The 16,119-nt window shown below is 50.5% G+C and carries 12 protein-coding genes and 5 pseudogenes; 6 read left to right on the top strand and 11 right to left on the bottom strand.

Annotation, left to right across the window (positions count from 1 at the left end; translation table 11 throughout):
* The first annotated feature begins 177 nt into the window (after nucleotides 1-177).
* Nucleotides 178-1,575, top strand: coding sequence for a class II fumarate hydratase (fumC, locus tag K6K13_RS10045; RefSeq protein WP_222160659.1), 1,398 nt, complete (start codon nucleotides 178-180; stop codon nucleotides 1,573-1,575).
* A gap of 10 nt (nucleotides 1,576-1,585) precedes the next feature.
* Here fumC and tus read toward each other — a convergent pair whose 3' ends face one another.
* Entirely contained in the window at nucleotides 1,586-2,515 is a 930-nt protein-coding gene (tus, locus tag K6K13_RS10040) for a DNA replication terminus site-binding protein (protein ID WP_222160658.1), read from the bottom strand.
* Between the two features lie 233 nt (nucleotides 2,516-2,748).
* Between tus and K6K13_RS10035 the strand changes: the two genes are divergently transcribed.
* Nucleotides 2,749-3,225, top strand: a complete 477-nt coding sequence (locus K6K13_RS10035) for an OsmC family protein (protein WP_222160657.1) — start codon at nucleotides 2,749-2,751, stop codon at nucleotides 3,223-3,225.
* Between the two features lie 61 nt (nucleotides 3,226-3,286).
* Here K6K13_RS10035 and K6K13_RS10030 read toward each other — a convergent pair.
* Nucleotides 3,287-4,526: pseudogene (locus tag K6K13_RS10030) on the bottom strand (MFS transporter).
* 222 nt (nucleotides 4,527-4,748) lie between these two features.
* On the opposite strand from K6K13_RS10030, the pseudogene K6K13_RS10025 reads away from it, so the two are divergent.
* Nucleotides 4,749-4,898, top strand: a pseudogene (locus K6K13_RS10025) (LysR family transcriptional regulator); the annotation flags it as partial.
* Nucleotides 4,899-5,092: 194 nt separating this feature from the next.
* Here the strand turns inward: K6K13_RS10025 and K6K13_RS10020 are convergent.
* A complete protein-coding gene (locus tag K6K13_RS10020; RefSeq protein WP_222160656.1) occupies nucleotides 5,093-5,443 on the bottom strand; it encodes a DUF1283 family protein in 351 nt (116 codons plus the stop codon).
* A gap of 160 nt (nucleotides 5,444-5,603) precedes the next feature.
* On the bottom strand, nucleotides 5,604-6,353 hold the full coding sequence (gene ydfG, locus K6K13_RS10015) for a bifunctional NADP-dependent 3-hydroxy acid dehydrogenase/3-hydroxypropionate dehydrogenase YdfG (RefSeq protein ID WP_222160655.1): 750 nt from the start codon (nucleotides 6,351-6,353) through the stop codon (nucleotides 5,604-5,606).
* Nucleotides 6,354-6,468: 115 nt separating this feature from the next.
* Here ydfG and K6K13_RS10010 point away from each other — a divergent pair.
* Both K6K13_RS10010 and K6K13_RS10005 read left to right on the top strand, forming a co-directional pair.
* Nucleotides 6,469-6,843 (top strand): annotated as a pseudogene (locus K6K13_RS10010) (cache domain-containing protein); the annotation flags it as partial.
* 302 nt (nucleotides 6,844-7,145) lie between these two features.
* Nucleotides 7,146-8,069, top strand: coding sequence for a hypothetical protein (locus K6K13_RS10005; protein WP_222160654.1), 924 nt, complete (start codon nucleotides 7,146-7,148; stop codon nucleotides 8,067-8,069).
* Between the two features lie 282 nt (nucleotides 8,070-8,351).
* Here K6K13_RS10005 and K6K13_RS10000 read toward each other — a convergent pair.
* From K6K13_RS10000 to K6K13_RS09990, 3 genes and pseudogenes are all read right to left on the bottom strand, one after another.
* A pseudogene (locus tag K6K13_RS10000) lies at nucleotides 8,352-8,663 on the bottom strand (serine hydrolase); the annotation flags it as partial.
* A 61-nt stretch (nucleotides 8,664-8,724) separates the two neighbouring features.
* Nucleotides 8,725-10,188 carry a pyridoxal phosphate-dependent decarboxylase family protein gene (locus K6K13_RS09995; protein WP_222160652.1) on the bottom strand — a complete coding sequence of 488 codons (1,464 nt, stop codon included), beginning with the start codon at nucleotides 10,186-10,188 and terminating at the stop codon, nucleotides 8,725-8,727.
* A gap of 17 nt (nucleotides 10,189-10,205) precedes the next feature.
* Nucleotides 10,206-11,588 carry a diaminobutyrate--2-oxoglutarate transaminase gene (locus K6K13_RS09990; RefSeq protein ID WP_222161036.1) on the bottom strand — a complete coding sequence of 461 codons (1,383 nt, stop codon included), beginning with the start codon at nucleotides 11,586-11,588 and terminating at the stop codon, nucleotides 10,206-10,208.
* Nucleotides 11,589-11,878: 290 nt separating this feature from the next.
* On the opposite strand from K6K13_RS09990, the gene K6K13_RS09985 reads away from it, so the two are divergent.
* Nucleotides 11,879-12,160 carry a VF530 family protein gene (locus K6K13_RS09985; protein WP_222160651.1) on the top strand — a complete coding sequence of 94 codons (282 nt, stop codon included), beginning with the start codon at nucleotides 11,879-11,881 and terminating at the stop codon, nucleotides 12,158-12,160.
* A 68-nt stretch (nucleotides 12,161-12,228) separates the two neighbouring features.
* Here K6K13_RS09985 and K6K13_RS09980 read toward each other — a convergent pair.
* The 4 genes and pseudogenes from K6K13_RS09980 to K6K13_RS09970 form a co-directional block, all read right to left on the bottom strand.
* Nucleotides 12,229-14,020, bottom strand: a pseudogene (locus tag K6K13_RS09980) (HAD-IC family P-type ATPase); the annotation flags it as partial.
* Nucleotides 13,984-15,189 carry a pectinesterase PemB gene (gene pemB, locus K6K13_RS09975; protein ID WP_252120507.1) on the bottom strand — a complete coding sequence of 402 codons (1,206 nt, stop codon included), beginning with the start codon at nucleotides 15,187-15,189 and terminating at the stop codon, nucleotides 13,984-13,986. The gene pemB and the pseudogene K6K13_RS09980, both read right to left, overlap by 37 nt.
* Before the next feature lie 288 nt (nucleotides 15,190-15,477).
* A complete protein-coding gene (locus K6K13_RS23740; RefSeq protein ID WP_434064599.1) occupies nucleotides 15,478-15,654 on the bottom strand; it encodes a hypothetical protein in 177 nt (58 codons plus the stop codon).
* A complete protein-coding gene (locus K6K13_RS09970; RefSeq protein ID WP_434064598.1) occupies nucleotides 15,611-16,042 on the bottom strand; it encodes a carbohydrate kinase family protein in 432 nt (143 codons plus the stop codon). The genes K6K13_RS23740 and K6K13_RS09970 overlap by 44 nt, the downstream gene beginning before the upstream one ends.
* Nucleotides 16,043-16,119: the final 77 nt, after the last annotated feature.

Genomic DNA, 16,119 nt, shown 5'->3' with positions numbered 1-16,119 from the left:
TGTTATGTAATTTGTTAATATATGTGACTATAGAGGTTAATAAAGGCGGTGAATATGAATACACTGCCTTAGCTTGCAGACGATGGCGCTTGATGTGCATGTTAATGTTTTCTCAATCACGATGCCAGACAAGGCCATGATCCCCGTCCTTTTTAGGAATGTTAGGAGAAAAAACCAATGACGACTCGTATCGAAAAAGATTCCATGGGCCCGATTGATGTTCCCGCCAATAAGCTGTGGGGGGCTCAAACCCAGCGCTCTTTGGAGCATTTTCGTATCTCTGAGGAGAAAATGCCGCAAGCGCTGATTTTCGCCTTGGCGTTGACCAAACGTGCAGCCGCACAGGTCAATAACACGCTCGGCCTGCTGCCAGATGACAAGAGCGCGGCGATCATTGAGGCCGCTGATGAGGTATTAGCCAAGAAACACCCCAGCGAATTTCCTTTAGCGATTTGGCAGACCGGTTCTGGCACGCAAAGCAACATGAACATGAACGAAGTGCTGGCCAACCGTGCCAGCGAAATACTGGGGGGAGAACGCGGTAATGCACGTTTAGTGCACCCCAATGATGATGTTAACAAAAGCCAAAGTTCGAACGATGTATTTCCTACGGCAATGCACGTAGCTGCCGTTATCGCCCTCAATACCCATCTGTTGCCGGAGCTTGATGCGCTGTTGGCTACGTTACAGGCGAAAGCCGAGGCGTTCAGCGATATCGTTAAAATCGGGCGTACCCATTTGCAAGATGCCACGCCGTTGACCTTGGGGCAGGAGATTTCCGGTTGGGTTGCCATGTTGCAACATAACCGCAAGCATATTGAGAACAGCATTCCCCATTTGAGCGAATTGGCTCTCGGTGGCACGGCGGTGGGGACGGGCCTTAACACCCACCCTGAATATGCCGTTCGCGTTGCTAGCGCGCTGGCCGAATTGACCGGACAACCGTTTATTACCGCCCCCAATAAATTCGAAGCTTTGGCAACTTGTGATGCACTGGTGCATGGGCACGGAGCGTTGAAAGGGTTGGCAGCATCACTGATGAAAATAGCCAACGATGTGCGCTGGCTGGCGTCTGGGCCACGCTGCGGCATCGGGGAGTTGAGCATCCCTGAAAATGAGCCTGGCAGTTCCATCATGCCAGGGAAAGTGAACCCGACTCAGTGTGAAGCGCTGACCATGCTGTGTTGCCAGGTGATGGGTAATGATGTGGCGGTTAATATAGGGGGGGCGTCGGGGAATTTTGAGCTCAATGTCTATCGCCCCATGGTGATCCACAATTTCCTGCAATCGGTTCGTTTGCTGGCAGATGGCATGAAGAGCTTTGATGAGCACTGCGCTATCGGTATTGAGCCTAACCGCGATCGTATTGAACAGTTGCTGAATGACTCTTTGATGTTGGTTACCGCGTTAAACACCCACATCGGTTACGATAAAGCCGCAGAGATTGCCAAAAAAGCGCATAAAGAGGGATTAACGCTCAAAGCCGCCGCGCTTAAACTCGGTTATTTAACCGAGTCGCAGTTCGATGAGTGGGTGCGTCCGCAGGATATGGTGGGTAGCTTGCATATTGGATAAGGGGCGAGCCTTACGCGCTTTCATCCAGATAGAGGTGGAGGCGCGGAATCAGCAATCTCAGCGCTTTCGCTTTCGGTCTGAATTTGGGTTGAGCGCTGTCAGCCAGATAGTTTCCCAACTCACCAATGACTGGAATGCGTGACGGATCGCGGCACAGCACCAATAACGGTGACGGGCAGGGGTGTTGCACCTGTTTCTGCGCGTCCTGATACCAAACTCGGGCGATAGGTTGTACTTTCACCGGCCGTTTAATCTTCAACACGGCATCTTGCGGCAGTTTTTTGATATCAATAAGTTCCTGGGTTACCCGAGCGTGCCAAGTGGCTTTTTCTGTCGGTGAAATTCCTCGGGTTGCCTGAAGGCTTTTCTCCAGTTTTTCTAATACCGCCTCGCGGGTCAGCGTATTCACTACGTGCTTATTTGCCCAGCCAAAGCGCACGGTGTCGGGTTCTATCAACAGCGTGAGTGAGCGATAGGCACTCAGCGTGATCAAGCCGGGTAGGTGGGCGTGCACGAATTCAAATCGTTGCTCGGCTGCCAAACCGGATTCGCGCGTAATCAATTGCTCCAGCGTCGCTTTCAAGGTGTTAATCGATCCGGCGGCGTGTCGGATATATTCGCATTCAGCCTCCGTTACCAGAAAACACAGTGCGCCCGGTAAGCGAATAGCCGCTTTGCTACTTACTGTCTCGGCATAATGATGAATAAACAAACGTTGAACGTGTGCCAGACCCGCCGCACAGGCCGCCTCACCTTGCAACGCCGTAACGGGGATCTGAGTGATGGGATCGTGCTCTTTCCCTTTTTCGACGGTCGGGAGGGCGAACACGCGAGCATTGAGCAGGGGACGCGAGGCCAAACGCTGGCGAAATTCTGCAAGCTGCTGTTCCAGTGAGGTAAAAGTCTCATGAAGGGCAGCAATCAGTTGATAGTGGTCCATAGTCCCTAAGAACAGATCATTTTAGTTACAACATACTTATAATGTATCAAGACTATTCCAGCTCAGCAACAGTGCTATCGAAGATAGCCTACTAGCGAGAAAGAGGATTTACAGAGGCTCGCTTCTGCCAGCGTTCAACGAATGACGCGGTAAATTACTGGACGGTGTCCATGTTAAGGATGCATCGTAGTCTTGCAACGTACTTTTTCTAAAAACTATCAGAGATAACCGTTATGCCGCACCGTGAACACCATTATCAGGTCAATATTGAATGGACTGGCAACAAGGGAAGTGGAACTGAGTCCTATAAAGCCTACAGCCGTGATTATGATATATCGTCGGGAAATAAACGGGCTATTGCCGGCTCATCCGATCCCGCCTTTTTGGGAGACGCGACACGCTGGAACCCAGAAGATCTGCTTGTCGCTTCAGCATCGGCATGCCATAAACTCTGGTACCTGCACCTGTGTGCTGAGGCTGGCATATCGGTTTGTAATTATCGAGACAGAGCAGAGGGTACGATGGTGGAAGGTAAAAAGGGGGCGTTCACGCAGATTGTGCTTAAACCTGAAATTACGCTGCGTCCCGGCGATGACCTGGAACGTGCATATGCGTTACATCATCAAGCGCATGAACTCTGTTTCATCGCCAATTCACTTAATTTCCCAGTGACTTGCGAACCCATTATTAAACATCATCCTGCTTTGTGATGTGGGGCGGTATGTTCAAGGGCGCTGAACATACCGTCTGAAGTCTATTGCCGCAATTGATTTACAGGTTACGTCGTAAATACAGGCTGACATAGAGCGCAATCAGCAGCAGCAGTCCGATAAACAGCGCCACGCCCAGCCAGCCATAATGTGACCAGAATACGCCGCCGAGCGTACCCGCCAGGCTGGAGCCCAGATAGTAACAAAACAGATACATAGAGGAGGCTTGGCCGCGCGCACGGCGTGCTCTAACACCAATCCAACCGCTGGCAACGGCGTGTGCCGCAAAGAAACCGGCGGTAAACAGCATCATGCCGATAAAAATAAGCCACAATGCACCAAAGGCAGTCAGGCATAGCCCCGCAAGCATCAGCCCGACGGAGCCAGCCATCACCGCACCGCGCCCATAGCGTGCTGTCATTGCGCCAGCGCGCGGTGAACTGATGCTGCCGGTGAGATACACCACCGAGAGCAAGCCAACAATGGCCTGATTCAGGGTGTAGGGTGGTGCCAGTAGCCGGTAGCCAATGTAGTTGAACAGGGTAACAAAGGCCCCCATCAGTAAAAATCCCTGAAGGAAAAGCCAGGGCAACCCGGCGTCATGCCAGTGAATCTTGGTGTTAATCAGCAATGATTTGGGCCGCAGTGAGCCGGGGCGAAAATGGCGCGAATCCGGCAAAATACGCCAGAACATCAACGCCGCAAACAGTGCGAGAACGCCCATAACCCCGATGGCCACGCGCCAGGGGAAATAATCGGTAAGAACCCCCAGTGACCAAACGACCACTCATGCCACCGATAGAGTTCCCGCTGATGTACAACCCCATGGAGAAGGCCAGGAAACTGGGATGAATCTCTTCGCTTAGGTAGCTCATGGCCACCGCCGCCACGCCGCTTAATGAGAGCCCAATCAGCGCACGCATTAACAACACACCGTGCCAACTGGTCATAAAGGCGCAAATAAGCGTGCAAAATGCGGCCAACAGCAGCGAGATCACCATTACATTTTTGCGACCCAGCGTGTCGGAAAGTGGACCGGTAAACAATAACCCGACCGCAAGCATCATCGTAGCAATCGATAATGACAGGCTACTGGTTGCTGGTGAAATACCAAAATCCTGCGACAGCACGGGTAAAATCGGTTGTACGCAATACAGCAAGGCAAAGGTCGCAAGCCCGGCGGAAAACAGTGCCAGCGTAACGCGAATAAATGCAGGCGTGCCACGGGTGATATACGGTGATTTGGGCGCGACGGGGATTTTACGATTCAGAGGTTCTTCGCGTCGATCGTCATCTGGCACGGTGACCGAATCAGATACTGAAGAAAGTGACGTACTCAAAACTATTCCTTGGCAACAGGGGGAAAGTAGCAAATTTATGCGGCATTCTGCGTGCGATGCAGTGTATGACGCGTTAAGGATCATAGAAGGGTAAAAATGTTTTGTATAATATATTAATAATACCAATTGATATTTTTAAAATATTACTTGTGGATCTCTACTCTCTGAACGAGGAGGCTTGCCATCAACATCGAACTGCGCCATCTACGCTATTTTCTTGCTGTCGCTGAAGAACTGCATTTTGGCCGGGCAGCAGAGAAACTCAACATTTCACAGCCGCCACTGAGCCAACAAATTCAGGCATTAGAGGCGCAAATCGGCGCGACTTATCTCGGATTTGCTTATGCCCATAACCAGAACAGAAAAAATCCCGAACCTGAAGCAACGGAAATGGAAAGTATAAAAACAGAGGAAAATCTGGAAACAGAACCACATAATGCGGTGAACATGAACGGGATATCCGGTCTATGATTCCGTCAGAACAACATGCCTGGCGTTGAAGCCAGGCATAAACGCAATAGATAATATCAAGGCGCTATCGCACGACCCGTGCGGCGATCCAGGCAACGGTCGCTATTGGCTTCCCAATAGGCATTAACGTTGCTGCTGGTGTTGCATTTCTCTTGTAAATCAATGGATTTATCGAACTTGTCGAATTCTTTCTCTCTGCGGTTATTCACTTTGTTACGCAGTGAACGGGTGCTATCCCATTGCTCTTTGCTTTGGCGCGCCGCTTCTTTGGAGAGCGCGCTATCGCCTGATTCCACAATGATGTGGCGAGTATCTGCGAGAGCAGTAGTCTGCCATGCACCGGCCAAAACGACCAGCGACAGGGGGAACAGTGCACGTCGCAGTAATTTGAGGGTTTGATGGTTCATGTTTCATCCTGACGAACTAAAGGGTGATGACCCGCGATGTTTCCACAAACGCGCTGATTGCGCGGGTATCAGCATCGCAACAGAAACACTATAGCATTCTTGTCTGCAATAACTCTATAACACCACGCGCATGGTAGGACACCGGCAGGAGAGATAAGTTTTATGCGTAGCGGTGTACGCTCAACCCCGCATAGGATTGACTCACCGGCATCATCTCCAAGGTATTGATATTGACGTGTGCGGGCAGCGTTGCCACCCAGAACACCGCTTCAGCAACGTCCTCAGCGGTTAGCGGTTGGGTGTTGTCGTAAGTTTTGGAAACCTTGTCCTCATTGCCTTTGAATCTGATCGATGAGAATTCGGTGCCGCCAACCAGCCCCGGCTCGATATTGGTAACGCGTACCTGAGTACCGAACAGGTCAGCGCGCAGGCCCAGGCTAAACTGACGAACAAACGCCTTGGTAGCACCATAAACGTTCCCGCCAGCATAGGGCCAGTTGCCTGCGGTAGAGCCAATATTGATCACATGCCCCTGATTGCGCTTCACCATTTCTGGCAATACGGCACGAGTCATATAAACCAGCCCTTTGTTATTGGTATCGATCATCGTTTCCCAATCATCCAACTGGGTGTTATAAGCAGGCTCTAACCCAAGCGCCAACCCTGCGTTGTTAACCAGTACGTCAACGTCGCGCCAGTCGGCGGGCAGGGCAGCAATCGCACTTTCAACCGATTGACGATCGCGCACGTCAAACGTCACGGTGTATACCGATGCCCCCAGTTCCGCCTTCAGCGCATCCAAACGATCCTGACGTCGACCATTGGCAATAACGCGGTGACCCGCCTGAATAAATTTACGCGTAATCGCCGTACCGAAACCCGCTGTTGCGCCAGTAACAAAAATAATCATGGTAGTCCTCACGTCTGATTCCATTAGTGCAAACTCGTCATGATCCACAGCGGGTCATGGCGGAATGTCAGAGATGGCACCAGCTTACCGGAAAAAGGCATGCAGTGACTACTCAGACGCGTTCGACGGGCGGGATGCGGAGTTTGCCGTACAGCCTGGTCAGGCACCAAACGGTCGCTATGCCTGGTTTGTCGATCGCGATCAGGCCGGAGCATTTAACATGCACCCGCTGTTATCTTATGCGACACCGGGACAGGGCGATTACTACCTGTTGCCGCAAAAGAGTCAAAAAGATACGCTGATTGAACCCTATTCCTATGCCTACAACGGTGTTCCAACGCTGTTGACTTCTGTAGCAGCGCCCATTGTGTCACAGGGGAAGCTGTGGGGCGTTGTGACCTCGGATATTTCTCTCGCGTCATTACAACAGCGTGTTAACCAGATAAAACCCTGGGAAGGCGGTGGCTATGCGATGTTGCACAACGCAGCGCCAGTGCGGTTAAGGATAAGATGAGCAGGCAAAAGGCATCAGCCAGGTCAGCATTGCCGTCAATGAAATGGATGGCGTAACCCAGCAAAACTCAGCATTGGTTCAGGAGATGTCCGCTGCGGCCAGTTCGCTTGAGGAGCAATCCTTGTTGCTGGCACAAACCATTTGTAGAGCAAACTCGCTAATTTTACATTGGTTTCAATGCCATTGAACGTCAACTGCTTATATATAGGTCCTGACGGTTAAAGTGTTTCAGATTATAACCAGTGAATGTGTTACCAGGAAAAAATGAAAGGATGCTTATGAAGAAAATTTGGGTGTTAATGGTTGCCTCAACGTTGAATATATTTTTACCTACTAATGCCCAAGGCACTCTGTCAACAACACCGCCACGAATGGAGAGTGTCGACAAATTTTACACATCAAGTGGCCGAGCAGGGATTATTCCTACAAACAGACTGGTTGTTTATTATGGTAATTTCAACTCCCGAAGAATGGGCATATTAGGGGAATATCCGGCTCCTGAACTGTGGAAAAAATTAACCGCTGAAGCGCAGGAATGGGAAAAGGCAGACCCATCAAAGCCTGTCATTCCGGGATTGGAGTATATTGCTACCGTAGCAAGCAATCAGCCTGGGCGTGACGGATTCTACCGTAACCGTATGAGTAATATGCAAATAGATAAAGCGCTGTCTGTGGTGAGGATGACACCAGGTGCAGTTCTGATTCTGGATGTTCAGCCTGGACTGAGCGATTTGCACCGTGAGATATCCCGTCTTGAACCTTTCCTTATTGAGTCGGATGTACATCTGGGCATAGACCCTGAATTTATTATGATGGGGAAATCCATTCCGGGTGCCAGAATTGGCACAATTAACGACAAGGATATCAACAGAGTCGTTGATTATCTTTCTGCTTTGGTTGTGAAATATAATCTGCCACCGAAAGTGTTAGTTGTTCATCGTTTCACCAAAAAGATGGTGACGGGATTTGATAAAGTAAAATCAGATCCTAACGTGCAGGTCATATTGAGCATGGACGGGGCGGGTGCTCCAGAAACCAAAATGGCGACCTATGAAAAAGTCGTCTCTGCTGAACATAGCGTGTTGTATCCGGGCATCAAGATTTTCTACAAGAACGATATGAGAAAACCGCCACACAGACTGTTATCCAAGGCTGAAGTGCTACGTTTGCAGCCTCAGCCGGTTTATATTCAATATCAGTAGTTGGGATATGTTTGATGCACGCTCATGCATGTTAATGTGGCGACCGTCAGTGTTAGTGGATTCGCATTGAACATGGAAGGCAGAGTCCGAGAGTTTATACGCAGATCATTCTAACGTGTAAGTTTATGGACATAGCAGCGAGTTAGGACATTTGAAAATCGAAGGTAAGAGAACATATCAACGACATCGGATGAAGCCAATCACGCTGATCACAGAGTCAGATTACTTCTCTTTATCCATTGGTTCGCATAATGTATATTATGTTAAATTTAATGTTGAGCTATATTTAGGGGCGGGGTCGCTTAGCGAGATCTCACCCTTCTCTACCGCCACACCGCCAAGTACACCATTAAACGTTTTACTGACCGATCCCAGCTCAAAAAGCGTGTTTTGTGTGACCGGTCTGGCGGATTTCAGATCGGCCAAACCATAATTAAAGAAGTAAGGTTTGCCATGCACCAACACGGCCACAGCCATACCGGGGATGTCCTGTTCTTTGAGTAAAGGCTCAATGGCTTCATTAACTGTGTGGGTTACATTTGGAGCGGCTAATGCCATGCTGGAAAAGCATAGACACAGTGTGGCTTTAACCAAAATAGCAGGAGAGACTGAAAAGCCGACAACAGAAATGCTGTCGGCTTTTATTTTTAGATCACTACGCTTTTAGTAGTTGCAACCCGCACGCTTTCACACTTTCCAGCAGGATTTTTACATCTGCCAGGCAAACGGTAGGATTCAGCAAGGTCAGTTTCAGGCAGGTCACCCCGTCGGCTTCGGTAACACCCACATTTGCGCTGCCAGAAGCGAGCAGTGAGTCACCAATGCGTTGGTTCAGTAAAGCAACAGCCGCCACGTCGCCAGACGCCGGGCGGAAACGGAACAGTACGCTGGCCAGTTGTGGCTGCATCACCAGTTCCAGATGCTGCTGTTCTGTGACAAACTGTGCAACCTGTTGTGCCAGCGTTACACCATTATCAATGATTTCGGCGTACCGCTTTTTACCCAATGCTTCAAGGCCCATCCACAATTTAAGAGCATCAAATCGGCGCGTAGTTTGCAGCGATTTCGACACCAGATTAGGCACGCCCTGCTCTTCATCAAAGCCTGAATTGAGGTAAGCCGCCTGATAGCGCATCAGTTCATAGTGACGGGCATCTTTCAGCAAAAATGCGCCGCAGCTGATGGTCTGGAAAAATTGCTTATGGAAATCTAACGTGACGGAATCGGCTAACTCAAGGCCATCCAGGTAGTGGCGGTATTTCTCAGAAAGCAACAGCGCGCCGCCCCATGCTGCGTCAACGTGCAGCCAGATGTGCCGTTCGGCGGCCATAGCCGCAATCTCAGCTAAGGGATCGATGGCACCGGCATCAGTAGTTCCGGCCGTTGCAACAATGGCCAGCACCTGCTCACCATTGGCGGCGGCCTGCGCCAATTTTTCGGCCAAATCGCTGAGATCCATGCGCGAGAATGCATCCGTTTTTACCAGCGTAACGGATTGATATCCCAGCCCCATCAGTGCCATGTTTTTTTGCACGGAAAAATGGGCATTTTCAGAACACAGCACTTTGATTTTACTCAGCTCGCCGGTTAAACCGTGCTGCTGAACGGAATGCCCCTTACGCGCAAAAAAAGCATCTCGCGCCAACATCAATCCCATCAGATTGCTTTGGGTACCGCCGCTGGTGAAAACACCCGCGTCACCTGCGGTGTAACCGACTTGCTGGCGTAACCATTCGATCAGCTTCATCTCAATGATTGTGGCTGAAGGGCTCTGATCCCAGGAGTCCATGCTTTGGTTGGTGGCATTAATCAGCACTTCTGCCGCCTGACTGATCACCAAACTCGGGCAATGCAAGTGCGCGACACATTGCGCGTGATGCACGGACAAACTGTCTCTAAGAAAGTATTCAACAGCACGTTCAATGGCGACCTGGTTGCCCAGCCCCTGAGACGTGAAGGACAAATGAATACGCTCACGCAATTGCTCAACGGTCTTGCCTTGATACATCTCGGGCTGCTGTAACCACGCCACGACAGCCTGAGTGCTCTGCTCGATGGCGTCCTGATAGGCGGCAATGCTCTGCGCTGAACCTGACAGAATAGGTTTGATATCAGACATTTGATGGCTCACTCCACTTAAACAGGCTTGACGCCAGCGCTCAGCAAGGCACTTTCGAATTTATCGAGGAAAATATCCAACTCGGCATTGGTGATGAGCAGTGAAGGCAACAGACGCAATACGCAACCGTTGCGGCCACCTCTTTCAAGGATCAGGCCAGCTTCAAAACATTTTTTCTGCAACAGTGCAGAAAGCTCACCATCCGCAGGGTGGCATCCCATCTGATCCTGCGCTTCATGAGGTTTGACGATCTCTATGCCGATCATTAAACCCAGTCCGCGTACATGCCCCATCACCGGGTAGCGTTTTTGCAGTTCGGCCAACTTGGCTTTCAGCCATTCGCCCTGTACTGCCACTTTATCTGCAATCCGATCGTCTTTAAGGATTTTGAGCGTAGTCAGACCGGTGGCCATTGCCAGCTGGTTACCACGGAAAGTGCCGGTGTGGTGACCTGGCGCCCAGGCATCGAACTGCTTTTTGATGCCAAGCACTGCCAGCGGTAAACCGCCACCGACCGCTTTAGACATGACAATGATATCAGGTTCGATGCCTGCGTGTTCAAACGCGAACAGTTTACCGGTACGAGCAAAACCGGCCTGTACTTCATCGATAATCAGGACAATGCAATGTTCCTGAGTCACTTTGCGAATACGTTGCAGCCACTCGGCAGGTGCCGGGTTGACGCCCCCTTCTCCTTGAAGGGCTTCAAGGATTACCGCTGCAGGCTTGCGCACCCCACTTTCGACATCGTTGATCAGATTGTCAAAGTAGTAGGTCAGCGCGTTAACGCCAGCCTCGCCGCCAATGCCCAGCGGGCAACGGTATTGGTTCGGGTAAGGCATAAACTGCACTTCAGGCATCATGCCATCGACAGCTTCTTTCGGTGACAGGTTACCCGTGACAGCGAGCGCCCCGTGGGTCATTCCGTGATAGCCCCCGGAGAAACTGATCACACCTGAACGACCGGTCACTTTTTTAGCCAGTTTTAGTGCAGCCTCAACGGCATCGGCACCGGAAGGCCCAGTAAACTGCAAGCAATACTCTTTGCCCTGGCCCGGTAGCAATGACAGCAGATAAGAGGAGAATTCATCTTTTAACGGCGTGGTCAGGTCAAGGGTGTGTAACGGTAAGCCACTGGTAATGACACTTTGAATGCTTTGAAGCACATCAGGATGATTATGGCCGAGAGCCAAGGTTCCGGCACCGGCAAGGCAGTCAAGATATTGATTATTCTCAACATCAGTAATCCAAACGCCCTGCGCTTTGGCAATGGCCAAGGGCAATTTGCGGGGATAGCTCCTGACATTAGATTCAAATTCAGCTTGTCTTGCTAAAAAGGTTTCATTGCGTTGCGGTAATGAATTAGCACTCAAAGTATCAATACGGACTTTATCCGTCATCATATCACTCCTACAACCGGGGGTATGGTTAACGCCGGGTTGAATAATGGTTAAGGGGTAAAAAACGCGGCTAATATATGTTGTTTGAGCAGTGGACTCAATATTTTATTTTGTGGGGACATTGCTGGGATTTCGTGCAGAAATAAATAACAAAAAACAGCATCAGGCAGACTTAATTTAGTTAAATTGTAACTAATTATACCATTGCTGATTGTATGCTTTTCTTGTAATCTGCCGGGGTTTCAGACGCGTTTTCTTAATCACAAAAATATGACCTTACCGGACGTTACATGACTGCTCACATTTCAAAAGATCCTCTTCATGGCATAACCCTTGAAATGCAAGTCAATGCGTTGGTTGAACGTTTTGGCTGGGTTAAACTGGGCCAACTGGTTAATATCAATTGTTTTAAAAGCGATCCCAGCGTCAAATCCAGTTTAACATTTTTGCGTCGAACTCCGTGGGCGCGCGCTGAGGTCGAAGCGCTGTATCTTAATTCGTTGAAAGATGCGCCTGCCGCAAAAGTTGATGATGTCGATCCGTGGGCAAACAGCCGTGGAAACAAACGTTAACCTTTCCTTCTCCCAACGTTGAGACTGGGTGTGTGCCGCTCAGCAAAAGCGGCACACCGTGATCGGCGTTACGATGAGCGCCAGCGACGCGTCAACGGTTTCTCCGCTTCCACAATCAAGAACATGACAAACCCAATGGCAAAGGTGATGAGCCAGTAACGGAATGGCAACGCCTCGGTGCCAAACAGCATTTGCATAAAGGGAAGATAGATAATCGCCAGTTGCAGCATGAGCAATACCCCGCTGACAATCCAAATTCCCCGGTTGGCTAATAATCCCTTGGTTAGGGAGAAGCCGTTTGATACCCGACAGTTAAGCATATAGAACCACTGTGCAGTAACCAGCGTCTGTAGCAGGACCGTGCGAATCAGCTCGGCGGAATGGCCTTGCAGTTGGAGCCAGGCTTCCAGTGCGAAGGCGCTGAGCGCAATCATGGTGCCGACAAACGCCAAACGCGATGATGATCAGTAAGCCTTGCGCCAGGTTGGTTGGCATAATAAACAGGATGGTTTTTTTCAAGTTGTCGTAGACGCGCCGCCCTTCTTTCACGGCGCTGGCGATGGTGGCAAAATTGTCATCGGTCAATACCATATCTGCCGCTTCTTTGGTCACCTCCGTGCCCTTTATCCCCATCGCAATCCCGACGTCCGCTTGCTTCAACGCTGGTGCATCGTTCACACCATCGCCGGTCATACCAACAATCTCTTTTTTGGTTTGCAGCGCCTGCACCAGTCGGAACTTGTCCTCGGGGCTGGTTCGGGCAAAGATGTCGTAATTCTGAGCCGCTGCACTGAGCGCTTCGGCATCCATTTTTTCCAGCTCGCGACCGGTGATCGCGTTGTCAGCATTGCCAATACCGAGCATTTTCCCTATGCTCATCGCCGTTTCCGGATGGTCACCGGTGATCATCTTGACGCGAATGCCTGCCTGCAAACAGTCGCTGATTGCCGTAATAGCCTCTGGACGTGGCGGATCCATCATGCCTGCGATGCCAAGAAATACCGCGCCCTGCTCCAGGTCCTGATGTGTCAGCGCGTCTTGTCCTTCAGCGGTGGGTTTCCAGGCGGCGGCAACCATACGCAGCCCTTCCCGCGCGTACTCTGCCATTTTGCTTTCCCAATAACGCAAATCAAACGGTTGAACGCCACGATCTGTCAGCTGCTGCTGACACAGTCTGAACAGCACATCGGGGGCACCGGTGATCAAAATCTGCTCTTCGGTGCCGACCCGATAATGGGTTGCCATATACTTGTATTGAGAATCAAACGGGATTTTACTGCGCAGTTCTGTTTCCACCGCAGGCAACGTTGCTTTGGCGGCCAGCACTTTGAGTGCCCCTTCGGTTGGGCCTCCGGTGATTTTCCAAAAACCGCTATCGTCTTTGATCAGTTGGCTGTCATTGCATAAATCGATGGTACGCAGATAGCGCGCAAGCAATGACTCTGGGGCAATGGATACCGGCTGAGAATCGTCCAGTGAGTGGATCGCGCCTACCGGTTCGTAACTGTCGCCATCGACACGATAGACCGTATCCGCAGTGATAATGGCTTTGACCGTCATTTCGTTCATGGTCAGGGTGCCGGTTTTATCAGAGCAGATAACCGTCATCGCCCCCAGGGTCTCTACCGTGGGTAGTTTGCGAATAATGGCGCGTTGACGCGCCATGGCCTGCACACCCAACGATAGGATGATCGAAATAATTGCAGGCAACCCTTCCGGTACGGAGGCAACTGCCAGGCTAATTAATGAGAGCGTTAATTCAGAAACCGGCATATCGCGGAACAGGATGCTGAAAACAAACAGGGCTGCCATCATGACCAAAATCAGGATGAAAATCGCCTTGCCCAGTTTGTCCAATTGCCTTTGAATGGTCTGCTGGTCGTGGCGGCTGCACTCCACGGATTGAGCAAATCATAGCCGCTATCAACGGTGCTATCGCGAATCACTAACTGGCCATTTGCCGTTTTGCCGGGCAAATAACCGGTTTGACGCGCCCCCTGATCCCAGACCCGGCCCATGTTTGCCCTTTGCTTACCTGATTTATAGCCACTGTCGGATGTCAGCGCGCTGTTGATCACCAGGAAACCGTGTTTTACCCACGGCATGGTATCGGGGGCGAACACATAGGCTTCTTTTGATTTCCGCGTAGATACGGTATGGAAGCGTACGTTATCAAACACGGCAGTGGCACGGCCAAAAACGTAGTCAACATCACCTTCGATATAGCTGTCTTTGATATAGGCGCGGCTGTAGTGATCGGTGACGTAATTATTCTTTTTATCACTGGTGTTGACGAAGAAGGTATCTTGCCGCCCAATCAAGCGCACCTGCTCTAGTTGAACCTTATCGCCATCTGTTCGTAGCGCGACGCCCTGATGTGTACCACTGTCTACCGTATCCAGCAGCGAGTTCACCACTGTCAGGTTTTTTAACTGAAACTCATCGCTCTGTGACCATAAAACCGCAGCGCAGATGGTATCAATCGTTTTGTTCTGCTTCGATGCACAAACGTCATACATATACCAGGCAGGATCGCCAGACTGATATTGTTGATTAGCATTCACCAGCGTGCGGTAGGTGGCCGGTGAAATCATCGAGTCTAATCCCAGTGAGATGACGGTTTTTTCCGGTGTATCGCCTGCGCCAAACAGCGTGATCGGCGGCGCTTCGGCAGGCACATAAACCGTGCCGATGTAAGTTCCTGGCTGCACTTTGATATAAATACGCTGATTGCCTTTCTGCTGCTGCAATGCCGCATTTACTGCGTCTTGAATCTGCGTGTAACTAGCGCCATCAATCCCTTTGCTGGGGCCCACCACATAGGGCGTATTCACTGAAGCGATGTTGATAGGCTGCGGAGTCCAGGCGTCAGCAATGGGTGAAGCATAGAGGCCACGATAGGCAAAATAGTGCTGTTGCGTAAAACGCGCGGCCTCATCGCTGGAAAGCACAGGTCGTTGTGTCGTTCCTGGGAATGAAGGCTGATACTGCGCCTGTGGCGGCGTTGCTGTTTGACAAGCCGCTAGCAGCAACGAAACGGACACCGCAGCAGCAATACCGGAGAATGGCTGATATTTCACTTCTCACCCCATGCAGATTAATAAAATGAAATCGAGTTTCAATTCTATTTGCAAGCACAAGAAAAAAAGTGAAGCGCGATCATGGTTTTAGTATCGCCTGCCCTTCAGATACTGCTGATTGGGTTTTATTCATAAAATCGATTATCACAGGAGTGTGGTAGTTAATAAAATAAAATATATGTTGTAACTAAAACAGAGTTACAACAATACGCATTGATTGTCACTGTCGTTATCCCCTTACACCAATGGAGCCAGGCAAAGCTCTTCACTTTCGGCCAACTGGGTTTTCAACACGGAGCGTTCCACCTGATAACAGGCATGTTGAGCAGCGTGGGCCGGAGATTGCCCTGCGAGTAACGCTGCGGTCAGTTCAGCACAGAACAGATCGCCAGTGCCTTTCGGCGCAATCGGCAAGCGGTTGTGCTGTGTCCGGCCAAGAGGTGCGCACCTGTTTAAGCCAGGCTACTAACGGCGGCACCAGTGTGGTCGTGCCGATATAGCCAATGACGATAGCACGTGCATGGGTCAATGCCCCCCGCTCCAGCAGACCTTGCAGAAAACCTTCAAACCATTCGACCGGAATTTTCCCGCCATAACAGCTAGGATAATGAGGCGTATTGCTAAGAATGACGGTAGGCACCAATGCCACGCGCAACCCATGTTGCGATAGCGCCGGTACCGCGATACTGTTCCCTACGCAACCATAAACCACCTGTGACTGAATGGATATCACATCATAGTGTGCAGGCCCGGAATGAAAATGGGCGCTTTCCGCGTCCGGCGTAATGGGTACGTACTGCATGTTATTCCTTTATCTAGATGATAACGTTATCGTTAACATCCGTAGTGAAGACCATCGAGTTCAAGGTGTCAGGATAG

Source organism: Symbiopectobacterium purcellii, assembly GCF_019797845.1.
Taxonomy (GTDB): Bacteria; Pseudomonadota; Gammaproteobacteria; order Enterobacterales; family Enterobacteriaceae; genus Symbiopectobacterium; species Symbiopectobacterium purcellii.
Note: the sequence above shows the minus strand (reverse complement) of the source record. Positions and strands in the feature narration are given on the sequence as shown.

Excerpts from the sequence above, each read along its gene's own strand:
- fumC (WP_222160659.1), top strand. The coding sequence starts at position 178 with ATGACGACTCGTATCGAAAAAGATTCCATGGGCCCGATTGATGTTCCC.
- tus (WP_222160658.1), bottom strand. The coding sequence starts at position 2,515 with ATGGACCACTATCAACTGATTGCTGCCCTTCATGAGACTTTTACCTCA.
- K6K13_RS10035 (WP_222160657.1), top strand. The coding sequence starts at position 2,749 with ATGCCGCACCGTGAACACCATTATCAGGTCAATATTGAATGGACTGGC.
- K6K13_RS10020 (WP_222160656.1), bottom strand. The coding sequence starts at position 5,443 with ATGAACCATCAAACCCTCAAATTACTGCGACGTGCACTGTTCCCCCTG.
- ydfG (WP_222160655.1), bottom strand. The coding sequence starts at position 6,353 with ATGATTATTTTTGTTACTGGCGCAACAGCGGGTTTCGGTACGGCGATT.
- K6K13_RS10005 (WP_222160654.1), top strand. The coding sequence starts at position 7,146 with ATGAAGAAAATTTGGGTGTTAATGGTTGCCTCAACGTTGAATATATTT.
- K6K13_RS09995 (WP_222160652.1), bottom strand. The coding sequence starts at position 10,188 with ATGTCTGATATCAAACCTATTCTGTCAGGTTCAGCGCAGAGCATTGCC.
- K6K13_RS09990 (WP_222161036.1), bottom strand. The coding sequence starts at position 11,588 with ATGACGGATAAAGTCCGTATTGATACTTTGAGTGCTAATTCATTACCG.
- K6K13_RS09985 (WP_222160651.1), top strand. The coding sequence starts at position 11,879 with ATGACTGCTCACATTTCAAAAGATCCTCTTCATGGCATAACCCTTGAA.
- K6K13_RS09970 (WP_434064598.1), bottom strand. The coding sequence starts at position 16,042 with ATGCAGTACGTACCCATTACGCCGGACGCGGAAAGCGCCCATTTTCAT.